The organism is Bradyrhizobium sp. (genome assembly GCF_035570375.1).
Taxonomy (GTDB): Bacteria; Pseudomonadota; Alphaproteobacteria; order Rhizobiales; family Xanthobacteraceae; genus Bradyrhizobium.
Genome location: NZ_DATMLW010000252.1, coordinates 1 through 12,225, shown reverse-complemented (window position 1 = coordinate 12,225; position 12,225 = coordinate 1). Strand labels below are relative to the sequence as shown.

The 12,225-nt window shown below is 62.3% G+C and carries 12 protein-coding genes; 8 read left to right on the top strand and 4 right to left on the bottom strand.

Annotated features, from left to right (window positions below; translation table 11 throughout):
- The first annotated feature begins 127 nt into the window (after positions 1-127).
- Positions 128-778 carry a DedA family protein gene (locus VNX23_RS27655; RefSeq protein WP_325634745.1) on the top strand — a complete coding sequence of 217 codons (651 nt, stop codon included), beginning with the start codon at positions 128-130 and terminating at the stop codon, positions 776-778.
- A 14-nt stretch (positions 779-792) separates the two neighbouring features.
- On the opposite strand, the gene VNX23_RS27650 is transcribed toward VNX23_RS27655, so the two are convergent.
- Complete coding sequence (locus tag VNX23_RS27650; RefSeq protein ID WP_325634744.1) at positions 793-1,446, bottom strand: J domain-containing protein; 654 nt, start codon at positions 1,444-1,446, stop codon at positions 793-795.
- Positions 1,447-1,553: 107 nt separating this feature from the next.
- Here VNX23_RS27650 and VNX23_RS27645 point away from each other — a divergent pair, with 107 nt between their 5' ends.
- Positions 1,554-1,826 (top strand): BolA family protein, encoded by a 273-nt coding sequence (locus tag VNX23_RS27645; protein ID WP_325634743.1) that lies wholly within the window; start codon positions 1,554-1,556, stop codon positions 1,824-1,826.
- Between the two features lie 42 nt (positions 1,827-1,868).
- Here the strand turns inward: VNX23_RS27645 and VNX23_RS27640 are convergent, their stop codons facing one another.
- The 3 genes from VNX23_RS27640 to VNX23_RS27630 are packed head-to-tail and all read right to left on the bottom strand — an operon-like array spanning position 1,869 to position 4,997.
- On the bottom strand, positions 1,869-3,179 hold the full coding sequence (locus VNX23_RS27640; protein ID WP_325634742.1) for an HlyC/CorC family transporter: 1,311 nt from the start codon (positions 3,177-3,179) through the stop codon (positions 1,869-1,871).
- 42 nt (positions 3,180-3,221) lie between these two features.
- Positions 3,222-4,379, bottom strand: a complete 1,158-nt coding sequence (aroB, locus tag VNX23_RS27635; RefSeq protein WP_325634782.1) for a 3-dehydroquinate synthase — start codon at positions 4,377-4,379, stop codon at positions 3,222-3,224.
- Between the two features lie 9 nt (positions 4,380-4,388).
- Entirely contained in the window at positions 4,389-4,997 is a 609-nt protein-coding gene (locus VNX23_RS27630; protein ID WP_325634741.1) for a shikimate kinase, read from the bottom strand.
- Positions 4,998-5,174: 177 nt separating this feature from the next.
- Here VNX23_RS27630 and VNX23_RS27625 point away from each other — a divergent pair, with 177 nt between their 5' ends.
- The 6 genes from VNX23_RS27625 to VNX23_RS27600 all read left to right on the top strand — a co-directional run bounded on the left by VNX23_RS27625 (position 5,175) and on the right by VNX23_RS27600 (position 11,745).
- A complete protein-coding gene (locus tag VNX23_RS27625; protein ID WP_325634740.1) occupies positions 5,175-5,321 on the top strand; it encodes a histidine kinase in 147 nt (48 codons plus the stop codon).
- A gap of 41 nt (positions 5,322-5,362) precedes the next feature.
- Positions 5,363-6,319, top strand: coding sequence for a site-specific tyrosine recombinase XerD (gene xerD / locus VNX23_RS27620; RefSeq protein WP_325634739.1), 957 nt, complete (start codon positions 5,363-5,365; stop codon positions 6,317-6,319).
- 232 nt (positions 6,320-6,551) lie between these two features.
- Positions 6,552-7,514: an acetyl-CoA carboxylase carboxyltransferase subunit alpha gene (locus tag VNX23_RS27615; protein WP_325634738.1), complete on the top strand. Its 963-nt coding sequence runs from the start codon at positions 6,552-6,554 to the stop codon at positions 7,512-7,514.
- A 218-nt stretch (positions 7,515-7,732) separates the two neighbouring features.
- A complete protein-coding gene (locus tag VNX23_RS27610) occupies positions 7,733-9,199 on the top strand; it encodes a L,D-transpeptidase family protein (protein ID WP_325634737.1) in 1,467 nt (488 codons plus the stop codon).
- Positions 9,200-9,424: 225 nt separating this feature from the next.
- Positions 9,425-11,374, top strand: coding sequence for a thiamine pyrophosphate-binding protein (locus VNX23_RS27605; RefSeq protein ID WP_325634736.1), 1,950 nt, complete (start codon positions 9,425-9,427; stop codon positions 11,372-11,374).
- A gap of 20 nt (positions 11,375-11,394) precedes the next feature.
- Entirely contained in the window at positions 11,395-11,745 is a 351-nt protein-coding gene (locus VNX23_RS27600; RefSeq protein WP_325634735.1) for a cytochrome c, read from the top strand.
- Positions 11,746-12,225: the final 480 nt, after the last annotated feature.

The following is a 12,225-nucleotide window of genomic DNA, read 5'->3' as shown; positions in this document are numbered from 1 at the left end:
CGAATCGGGCCTGTTTTTCCCGCCGGCCCCGCCGCGACCACCTTTTTCGGGCACTTTCCATCCCGACCACGAGTTGTGTTAGGTCGTCCGTCGGACCGGAAACCGTTGCAGCAAATACAGGAATTCCGTGCATTCATTCATGGATCAATTGATTGCGCTGCTCTCGTCGCACGCATGGCTTGCCTATCTCACCCTGTTTCTGGCGGCGCTCCTGGAGGCGGTTCCGGTCGTCGGCTCGGTCATTCCAGGCTCGACGATCATCTTTGCGCTGAGCGCGCTGGTGCCAGGGGGCGAGCTGCGGCTGGAATGGGTGCTGGCGGCGGCGATTGCGGGCGCGTTGCTCGGCGATGGATCGGCCTTTTGGATCGGACACCGTTCCCAGAGCGAGATCCTCAGCTCCTGGCCGCTCTCCACCTACCCGCGCGTGATCGCCAAGAGCGAGGCCTTTTTCCGCCGATGGGGCACGCTCGCGGTGTTTCTCGCGCGCTTTGTCCCGCCGGTGCGGGCCTTCGTGCCGATCACGGCGGGAGCGCTCGGGATGAGCCCGCCGCTGTTCTACGCCGTCAATATTCCGGCGATCCTGCTGTGGGCGCCGGCGCATGTTTTGCCCGGAGTGCTCGCGGTATCGGCGCTGCATCGATATGCAGGGGCACCTCACAGCGGGCACGCCAGGCATTACTGGATACTGGCGGTGGTCGCTGGCGCCTTGATCGCCGCATTGGTGACCTGGGCGATGCGCCGCAGGAGGGGAGGCGAACCAGTAAAACCGGTTGCGTAGCCGGGCTCAGGCGTTCACGCCCGGACGACGGTCTTCAGGTAGTTATATGCCTTGATGATCTCGATCAGGCGATCCTCGGTCGAGCGATCGCCGCCATTGGCATCGGGATGATGCTGCTTCACCAGCGCCTTGTATTTGGCTTTCACGGTCTCCAGCGTCGCGTCAGAGCCCAATCCCATCACCTGCAGCGCCTTGCGCTCGGCGTTGAAGACCCTCCTTGTTTCGGTCTTGGTCCCGGCGCCCGCTCCAGGCCCCGGCCGCCAGCGGCCGCGGCCATTGAGCTCGCTGAACATGCTGAACGGATCGAAGGCGCCTTCGAGATCGGCCTCGGCACTGCCCTTGCCGCGCCGGGCGCTGGTATTGGCGCCCATCTTCCAGGTCGGCCGGTGTCCGGTGAGCGCGTCCTTTTGGTAACGAGCGACGGCTTCCGGATTCATGCCCTGAAAGAAATTGTAGGAATGATTGTACTCGCGCACGTGGTCGAGACAGAAATGCCAATATTCCCTGTCGTTGGCCCGGCCCTTGGGCGCACGATGCGGCCCCTTGTTCTTGCAGTCAGGCCATTGGCACATCACGCTGGCCTCACGCGCCTGCGCCTGTTGCCTCGCGCTCGGCTTGTTCGGCTTGATGCGAATGGAATCAAAGAATTTGGATGAATCAATCGGCATGGCTGACTTTGACTACGCAATGCGAAAAGCTTCAAGTCTTGACATTGCGAAACCTCATTCTTGATGCGCCATTGACGAAAGCCGGTCTGCTGCGTATTGCCGCAGCCATGAGCACCAGAGAGGCCATCACAGACAAGTTGCGCGAAGCTTTCTCGCCGGAGAGCCTCGACGTCGTGGACGAATCGCATCTTCACGAAGGCCACGCCGGCCACAGGCCCGGCGGCGAGACGCATTTCAGGGTGTATATCGTATCCCCCGCCTTCAAGGGGAAGAGCCGAATCGAGCGTCACCGCATGATAAATTCAGCACTGGCGGCGGAACTCGCCGGCTCCGTGCATGCGCTGGCGATCACGGCACAGGCGCCGGGGGAGCCGGGCTAAGCGGCCGCCTCGCGTTTGGCGAGGCTTCGGGCCAACCAGAGCCTAAAAGGACTTACCGGCGCGCCTCGGCTTCTTTTCCGAGACCTCGGTTTCGCGCGGCACGGCAACGATCCGCAGCGCAGTGATGCGGTTGCGTTCACGCCGCAATACACGGAAACGGAAGCCATGGAACGTGAAGCTCTGACCGCGTTCCGGGATCGAGCGCGCCTCGTGGATTACAAGGCCGGCGACCGTGGTGGCTTCCTTGTCGGGAAGGTGCCAGTCCATGGCGCGGTTGAGATCGCGGATCGGCACCGATCCGTCGACCACCACCGATCCGTCGGGCTGGGCGCGGACGCCCGCCACCACCACGTCGTGCTCGTCGGAGATGTCGCCGACGATCTCCTCCAGAATGTCTTCCAGCGTCACCATGCCCTCGACTTCGCCGTATTCGTCGACCACCAGCGCGAAGTGGGTCTTGCGGCGGCGAAACGCCTTGAGCTGTTCGGAGACTGGCCGCATCTCGGGGACGAACCACGGCGGCAGCATGATGGTCGTGACATCGATCTTCGAGGTATCGCCTTCGGAGGCACGAATCGCGCGCAACAAGTCCTTGGCATGCAGCACGCCGACGATGTTCTCGGGTTTTTCGCGCCACAGCGGAATCCTGGTGTATTCGGTGGCCAGCACCTCGCGCACCAGTTCTTCCGCGGGCAGGTCGGCGTTGATCATCACCATTTCGGTGCGATGGACCATCACGTCCGAAACCTGGAGTTCACGGAGATCCAGAAGGCCGCCGAACATGTCGCGGTCCAGTTTTTCCACCTTGCCTTCGTGGTGAAGCAGATCGACCGCACCCCTGAGGCGTTCGGTTGGCGACAGGATCGGCTGATTGTGTCCGATATTGATGCCGCCGAGCCTCATCAACGCGCGGACGATCACCTCGACCACCGTGAGCAACGGGCCCAACACATACACCATGATTCTCATCGGCCGCGCGATCAGGAGCGCCACACGGTCCGGAGCATTGAAGGCGATGGTCTTGGGCAGCACCTCGGCGAAGATCACGACCAGCACCGTCATCACCGCGGTGGCGTAGAGCACGCCGACTTCGCCAAACCATGATAAAAAAATGCCGGTTGCGAGCGCCGAGGCAGCGATATTGGCGATGTTGTTGCCGAGCAGGAGCGCGCCGATCAGGCGCTCGCGCATCGCCGACAGGCCGGAGACGATGGCGGCGTCGCGATTGCCCTGTTTCGACAGCCGCAGCATGCTGGCGCGCGAAGAGGCGGTCAGTGCGGTCTCGCTCGCTGCGAAAAACGCGGAGACGAGAAGGCAGACAACGACGATAGAGAACGTAACCCAATCTTCCATGGCGCGAAGTTCACTTCATCCGTCTTGGAGGCAAACGACGCCTCACCCGGCTGGCGCTCGGCGTTCCAGCCTCCGTTTAAGAAAATCCCGGACGACCGACGGTTCGACGTTCGGAGCGATCACGGCGCTTCCGACCGCCTTGAACAGGATGAAGGTGAGCCGCCCGCGTTTGACCTTCTTGTCCTGAGCCATCAGCGCCATCAGCGCGTCGGCGTCGGCCAGACCTTCCTGGGCAAATCCGGCGATATCCTGCAGATGGGTCGGCAGGCCGACCGCGGCAAGATGGTTGCTGATGCGCGCCGCCTCCGTCTCGGCGATCATCCCGAGATGCGCGGAGAGCTCCGCCGCCAGCACCATGCCGATGGAAACGCCTTCACCATGAAACAGCCGATCGGAAAAGCCGGTCGCGGCTTCCAGCGCGTGGCCGAAAGTGTGGCCGAGATTGAGCAACGCCCGCTCGCCGGCCTCGCGCTCGTCACGCACCACGATCGCGGCTTTGGCCCGGCATGAAGTCGCGATGGCGTGCTCGCGCGCGGCACCCCCGGCGAAAATATCGGCGTGATTGGCCTCGAGCCAGGTGAAAAAGGCTTCATCGCCAAGCAATCCGTATTTTACGACCTCGGCATAGCCGGCACGGAACTGACGCTGCGGCAAAGTGTCGAGCACCGCGGTATCGGCAAGCACCAACACCGGCTGATGAAACGCGCCGATCAGGTTCTTGCCTTGGGGCGAATTGATTCCCGTCTTGCCGCCGACGGACGAGTCGACCTGCGCCAACAGGGTGGTTGGCACCTGCACGTAATCCACGCCGCGCCGCAGGATCGCTGCGGAAAAACCCGCAAGGTCGCCGACGACGCCGCCACCGAGCGCGATCACCAGATCGTTGCGTTCGATCCTTGCTGCGATCAGCGCTTCGCTGACCTGCTGAAGGCCAGCATAACTCTTGGAGCCCTCGCCCTCTTCGACCGTGAAATGCGAGGTGGCAATGCCGGCGGCTGCAAGCGACGCTTGGGTCTTCTCAAGCCAATGATCTGCGACGTTGCGGTCGGTGACGATCGCGGCCCGCGCGCCGGGCCGTAATGCGGCGACACGCTCACCCAGCGACTGCAGCACGTCGCGGCCGATGACGATGTCGTAGGCACGATCGCCAAGTGCAACGTCGACGATGATCGGATCGGAATGTTTCAGCGGCGCGGTCATCATCTTACGCTATCCCGTCGTGGGCCGGCTGATGCCACCACACAACAGGCCATGCAAGGCCTGGACGCATTCGTCAACGATCTTCTCGTGCGGCACGTCACGCGACCAGACCGTCAGGTCGGCCAACTGGTAGACCGGCTCGCGCGCGCTGATCAGACGACCGACCGTGGCTTCCGGATCGGCAGTCTGCAGCAGCGGCCGATCGGAGCGGCGCTTCACCCTGCGCATGATGGTGTCGATGTCGGCCTTCAGCCAGATCGACACCGCCTTGTCGCGGATGCGGTCGCGGGTCTCCTTGCGCATGAAAGCGCCGCCGCCAGTCGCCAGCACGGCGGGACCGCTGTCGAGCAGCCGCGCGATCACCCTCGCCTCGCCATCCCTGAAATCGGGCTCGCCGCGCGATTCGAAAATGTCCGGGATCGACATGCCGGCCGCCGCCTCTATTTCCGTGTCAGCGTCGAGAAATGGCAGCCCGAACCGCGCCGACAGGCGCCGTCCAATGGTGGATTTGCCGGCCCCCATCATCCCCACCAGTACAACCGAACGGCCGCCCAGGGCCGCCTTGATTTCGGCATCCTGGATCATGGTGGGGCTGGCCGGCGAGATTGTTTCGGGCATTTCATCGCTCAAGGCCGCGGCGAAGGCGGCGTTCCTTGCGACCATACTACCGCCACCGATAACGTTGCTAGTACGCGGATGTGACCCTTGCAACGGAATGGCTAACATGGTGGTAGTCAGATCGGGCCGATTCCCGGTGATTCGAATGGTTAACTCACCGCCCGAGTTCTTCTCCCCATGCCCAGCCTGTTCCGCTTTTTGATGGCGGTCGCGGTGATCGCTGGCGTCGTTTACGGCGTGATTTTCGCGCTGGCGAATTTCGTCAGCCCGAAACCGCGGGAAATGACTGTCACCATTCCCTCGGACAGGTTCCTCAAGAAATAGTGCGATAGGCTTCGGCAAGAATTCGGCGATAGGATTGCTCGATGCGCGCCAAGCCCTCCGACGCCACACTCGTCAACCTCTTCCTCGACATGCTCGCGGCGGAACAGGGAGCGGGCGCCAATACGCTCGATGCCTATCGGCGTGACCTCATCGACCTCTCCGAATTCCTCGCATCTAACGGCCAAGATTTTATCGGTGCCGAGACGGAAGCGCTGCGGAACTACCTTTCCGACCTCGATACCCGCGGCTTCAAATCGTCGAGCGTGGCGCGCCGGCTGTCGGCAATGCGGCATCTGTTTCGATTCCTGCTGAACGAGCGAATTCGCGGCGACGATCCGGCCGCGATCCTGTCCGGGCCCAAGCGAGGCCGCGGCCTGCCCAAAGTGTTGTCGATCGCCGATGTCGATCGCCTGCTTTCACGCGCCAAAGCGTTGGCCGAGGCCGCGGAATCCTCGCCGCGGCGGCGGCTTCGCACATTGCGGCTCCATTGCCTGCTCGAGGTGCTCTATGCGACGGGCTTGCGGGTTTCGGAATTGGTGACGCTACCGCTGTCGGCGTCCCGCCGCGAGGCTCGCATGATCGTGGTGCGCGGCAAGGGAAACAAGGAAAGGCTGGTGCCGCTGAACGAGGCTTCGCGCCGTGCGATGGCCGAATATCTCGCGGCGATGGCAGCGCTGAAGCAAACAAAAAACAGCAACGCCGCAAGCTCGAAATGGCTGTTTCCATCCTTTGGCGAGAGCGGACATCTGACACGGCAGCATTTCGCGCGCGACCTGAAGGAACTGGCGGCCTCCGCGGGCCTCGCACCGCGCCTGGTCAGCCCGCATGTGCTGCGTCATGCGTTTGCGAGCCACCTTCTGCACAACGGTGCCGATTTGCGTATCGTGCAGACCTTGCTCGGCCACACCGATATCTCGACGACGCAGATCTATACCCACGTGGTCGAGGAGCGTCTGAAAAGTCTGGTGCGCGACTTGCATCCGCTGGCGGAGAAGTAGCGGCCGACCGGTTTAAGCCGACACCGCCGCAACGTTGCGTGGACAGCCACCTTGACTTCGGCGCCTTCTCCCCCGAAAGAGCCATTTCCCGCACCTCCCCCCTTGATCGAGAATCGGCCGGAACGGGGGCCCCCGAGCGTCGGAATGCGCATTAAATCATTGAAGATGCGTGCTTTCTTCGCAAACCGGAGGCCGCTTCGCCCGTAAGCGCCTTATTCTCTATATTGACCTGATGCCGGACCACATGCGCAGTTACCTGGATTTCGAAAAGTCAGTCGCCGAGCTCGATTCCAAGGTCGACGAATTGCGCGTACTGGCCGCGTCCGGTAGCGACATCGGCGAGGAAATCGCGCGGATCGAGGAAAAGGCGGCGCAGGCGCTCGCCGATCTCTACGCCAATCTGACGCCGTGGCAAAAAACGCTAGTCGCGCGCCACCCCCAGCGGCCGCATTTCATCGATTTCATCGATGGGCTGATCACCGAATTCACGCCGCTGGCGGGCGACCGCAAGTTCGGCGAGGACGCAGCCCTGATCGGCGGGTTCGGCCGCTTCCGCGGCGAGAGCATTTGCGTGATGGGCCAGGAAAAGGGCGCCTCCACCGACTCCCGAATCAAGCACAATTTCGGCATGGCCCGCCCGGAAGGCTATCGCAAGGCGGTCCGGCTGATGGAGATGGCGGAACGATTCGGTATTCCCGTTCTGTCGATCGTCGATTCCGCGGGCGCCTATCCCGGCATCGGCGCAGAGGAGCGCGGCCAGGCCGAGGCCATCGCGCGCTCGACCGACGCCTGCCTGTTGCTCGGCGTGCCCAATGTCGCGATCATCACCGGCGAGGGGATGTCCGGCGGTGCCATCGCAATCACGACCGCCAACCGGGTTTTGATGTTCGAGCACGCAATCTACAGCGTGATCTCGCCGGAAGCCGCCTCCTCGATCCTGTGGCGCGACGGAACCAAGGCGCAGGAAGCTGCGACCAGCATGAAGATCACCGCCCAGGACATGTTGCGTTTCGGCGTGATCGACCGCATCCTCAAGGAGCCGGTCGGAGGCGCGCACCGCGATGCCGCCGCCATGATCGCCATGACGGGCGAGGCCATCGCCCAGACTCTAAGTGACCTGAGCCACCTCGACGCCGACGCGATTCGCAAGCACCGGCGGCAGAAATTTCTAGAGATCGGCCGGAAGCTGGGGTGATTTTGTCCGGTTAGCCCCAACTTTTCCGGAATCCGGCCAATTTGGCCGCAATTAAGCCCCCACCAGCCCTTTAATCTCTGTTCACCATGGCCGCGAGAGCAACGGCCGCCTCGGCTTGCGAGCAGGGGTGCTTTAAGGATAAGATTTTATTCAATGGCTTCAGGGCGTGGACGCTAGTTTGGGGTGCGGAAACTGCCCGTTGGGTGTGGAGCTTTGCATTGATTCATCGCTCGCTGGTTCGCGCGCTCATCGCATCTGTCGCGCTTGCGGCCGGTGCTTTGCTTGCCGGCTGCAACAGCGATGAGATTTCGCTCGCCAGTAACGCCAAGGCCAACCAGCCCGTCCCGCCGAAACTTATCGCCGAGATGGTGGCCAAGGATATGGACCTGCAGTCGCCGATCCTGATTCGGCTGTTCAAGCAGGAGGCCGAGCTCGAGGTCTGGAAACAGGACCGCTCAGGCCGTTTCGCACTACTGAAGACCTATCCGATTTGCCGCTGGTCGGGCGACCTCGGACCCAAGGTCCGTGAGGGCGATCGGCAGGCGCCCGAGGGTTTCTACGCGATCACGCCAGCGCAGATGAATCCACAATCGGCCTATTATCTTTCGTTCAACACCGGATACCCCAACGCCTATGACCGATCGCTCGGACATAGCGGCTCGGAGCTGATGGTGCATGGCGACTGCTCGTCGCGCGGCTGCTACGCGATGACCGACGAACAGATCGCGGAAATCTATGCACTGGGGCGCGAATCCTTCTTCGGCGGCCAGAAGTCATTTCAGTTTCAGGCCTATCCATTCCGGATGACGGCGCCGAATATGGCCAGGCACCGCAACAATCCGAACATGCCGTTCTGGAAGATGATCAAGGAAGGCTATGATCATTTCGAAGTGACACGGCAGGAACCGAAGGTGGATTTCTGCGAGAAGAAATACGTCTTTGACGCCATGAAGCCGGCGGACGCAAAGCGCGATCCGGTGTTCGAGGCTTCGGCAAAATGCCCCGCCTACATCGTCCCGGAAGAACTGGCACAGGCGGTGCGCGAAAAGCAGGAAGCCGATCAAGCCGAATTCGTCAAAATGGTCGAGAAGGGAACGCCGGTGGCGCGACTGAATTCCGGTGTCGACGGCGGGATGCACAAGGTGTTCGCCGCCAAGCTGCCCAACGGCAATACCGGCTTGTCGGAGGGTGGCCAGGGGCTGGCGTTGCTCACGCTGTCAAAGCCGCCGGGCACGATACCGCCGACCGTCAATCCGCCGCGCGGGCCGGTCACTTCGCCGGATGAGCCGCTGGCGGCGTCGCTGGCACCCTCGACTTCAGCCGTGCGCGTCGCTGCCGCTTCACCACCCGACAACCAGCCTCAATCCACACAATCCGAAGGCTTCTTCTCCAGCCTCGCCCAGAAAATGGGCTTTGGCAGCGCGGCAGCCGACACAACCGCGAGCGCCGCGCAGCCGGCATCAGCCAAGCCCAAGGTCACCGACGCCAAGCCGCGCAGCGAAGCTTCCAAGACCTCGGCTGCCAAGGCCGATACCAAGCAGGCCTCCGCGCACCCGACCTCGAAGCCGACGGAGACCGCGGCCGCGGCACCCGCTCCCGCGCCATCCCAGGGCAATCTCGTTGCCGGAGCACAGCCGGTTCTCTCGACGAATTCGTTCGAGAGCCGCTACTCGGCGATGAAGTAATCCAATATCGGCGTCGTTTCGACCATGGCCGGGCCACGGCTGCTTTCGTCGCGAACGCACGACGCAATTGAGAGCCGCCCGACACGGGATAACGCTCGCTTCGCACGCTTGCTATGACTGTTCATGCGATCGGCTCGCCTCCGACCTGTCGATGCAGTAGTCTTTGGTCCTGACCGATAGACCGGCCATCCGACCTCGATGGCAGAAAAAAGCGGGAGAGCGTCCATGGCTGAACCGGAATCGGCCGCCTTGCATCGCCGTCGATTTCTCGCAGGGATGGTCGTCGCCGGCGGCACAACCATCGCCAGCCCGCCAAACCTCCAGGCGGAGCTAGCGGAAAAGCCGACCGGCATCGCGTTGCCTCCCGGTGCCGCCGCGAAGGCGAACGAGCGCGAACGCCCGCCGGAAGCCGAACGGTTGACGACGGAAAAGACCGGTTCCGATTTCATGGTCGACGTCTGCAAGTCGCTTGATCTGGACTATGTCGCCGCATGCCCGGGTTCTACCTTCCGCGCACTGCAGGAAAGCTTCATCAACTACGGGCAGAACAAGCGCCCGGAGTGGCTGACCTGCCTGCACGAAGAAGTGTCGGTCGGCATGGCGCACGGCTATGCCAAGGTCGCCGGCAAGCCGATGGCGGCGATCGTGCACGGAACGGTTGGCACACAACACGCGGCGATGGCCATCTACAATGCCTACTGCGACCGCGTTCCTGTGATGATCTTCACGGGCAATGCCGGCGCGCTCAATGAGCGTCGGCCCGGCGTCGAGTGGTTTCACAGCGTGCAGGACGCCGCGGCCACCGTGCGCGATTTCGTCAAGTGGGACGATTATCCGATGTCGCTGCAGCATTTTGCCGAGTCGACGGTGCGCGGCTATGCACTCGCCTGTGCGCAGCCGCCAGGACCGGCATTCATTGTCGCCGACACCAAGCTGCAGGAAGATCCGCTTGATGAAGGCGGGCAAAGCGGGCTCAGGATTCCGCGTCTGGTGAGACCATCGCAAACCGCAGGCGAGGCGAACGCCGTGCGCGAGGCCGCCAGAATGCTGGTGTCGGCCGAAGCCCCCGTGATCATCGCCGATCGCTACGCGCGCTCGCAAGCCGCGATGGACGATCTCGTCAGGCTCGCCGAACTTCTGCAGGCGCCGGTGATCGACAACCGGTCGCGCATGAACATGCCGAACACGCATTATCTCTGTCAGTCGGAGCGCTCAGGCAGTCTGCTCGCCCAGGCCGACTGCATCCTGTCGCTCGAACCGGTCGACCTCTTCGGCCAGCTCAATGCCATGCGCGACCAGTTGGAGCGTACCGAAATCTTGCGGACCAAGAAGGGCGTCAAGGTCATCAGCATCTCGACCCGGGATTTGCTGGTCCATTCCAACTACCAGGATTTCCAGCGCTATGTCGGCGCCGATCTCAGCATCACTGCGGATGCGCAAACCACCCTGCCGTTCCTGATCGAAGCAGTGCAGCGCCAAGCAAGCTCCGGCGGCAAAGATTCCATCGCGATACGCGGCGAGAAATTGCGCGACGCCTACAACGGCTTTGCCGAACGCGCGCGTGCGGAAGCCGCGCTGGCCTGGGACGCAACCCCGATCTCAACCGCGCGCTTGTACATGGAACTCTGGGAGTTGATCAGGAACGAGGATTGGGCGCTGGTCTCCGACGGCGACTTCTCTTCCCGATGGCCACATCGGCTGTGGCCCTTGGAAAAGCACTATCGTTTCATCGGCGGCCCAGGCGGTTACGGGGTCGGTTATCAGCCGGTCGCCGCGCTGGGGGCGGCGCTCGCGCACCGCGACGCCGGCGGGCGCGTGGTCGTCAGCATCACCGGCGACGGCGAATTCAACATGGCCCCGCACACGCTGTGGACCGCAGCGCATCACGGCATTCCATACCTGACCATCATCCAGAATAATCGCGCCTATCATCAGGAAGTCATGCACGTGCAACGGATGGCGAACCGGCACAATCGGGGCGTGCGCAATGCCCATATCGGCACCACGATCGACAATCCGGACATCGATTACGTCAAGATCGCGCAGGGCTACGGCGCGGTCGGCATCGGCCCGATCAGCGATCCGAACGATCTGTCGCAAGCTTTCCGCAAGGGCATCGCCGCGGTGAAGGCCGGCCAGCCCGCGTTGATCGACGTCGTCACACAACCGCGTTGAGGAAGAACCCGTTGAAGCCGATGATGCTCGCAGTTGCAGCTCTCGCCTTGACTGCGGGGCCGGCATCCGCCCAACAGGCTTCACCGGTCGGCAATGTGGCGAACGGCGAGCGGCTCTATGTTCAGGTCGGTTGTTATCAGTGTCACGGCCTTGCGGGTCAGGGCGCGCTCATGACCGGCCCGCGCGTCTCGCGAACGGCATTTTCATATCTGGGCTTTCTGGCCCGGCTTCGTCATCCCGTCAACCAGATGCCGCCATACGAAGCGGCGGTTCTCTCCGATCAGGACGCAGCCGACCTCTACGCTTATCTGCAGCAGATGCCGGTGCCTCGCGACCCGGGAAGCATTCCTCTGCTGAAGCCAGCGCGCTGATCAGCGATTTTCGAGACTCACGGTGCACCACCATGATGGCGAAGCGCGAAAGCGACGAAGCAATCCAGAATCTCTTCGTGACCCGCCAGGATTGCCTCACTATCGCTCGCAATGACGCCTTGTCCGCCGACGATCAGCGGGGAAGGCGTGGCGCGCCGTTCACTCAGGCATACTTGCCGTGGCAGTGTTTGAACTAGTCGGGTAGAGTCATTTTTATTTATCAATCAATAGTTTAGTGCCGTGAATTCCCGGTGTCAACTTTTTGTCTAGAGGTCGGCGATTTTCGCATCAATGAACTGGTGTTTGTCGCAGCGAAAAATGGGCTCACTGCGAAATCGCTTTTTCGATGCGATGCAAAGCTCGCTGGTTGGATTTGGCGGCTTACGTGTAGTTTTGTGTGCCTCAATTTTTTTCGGATACTGGGGCGCCGTAGTGGGTTTGGCATTTTCAGATTGTGTTGGATCAGCTGACTGAGATCAA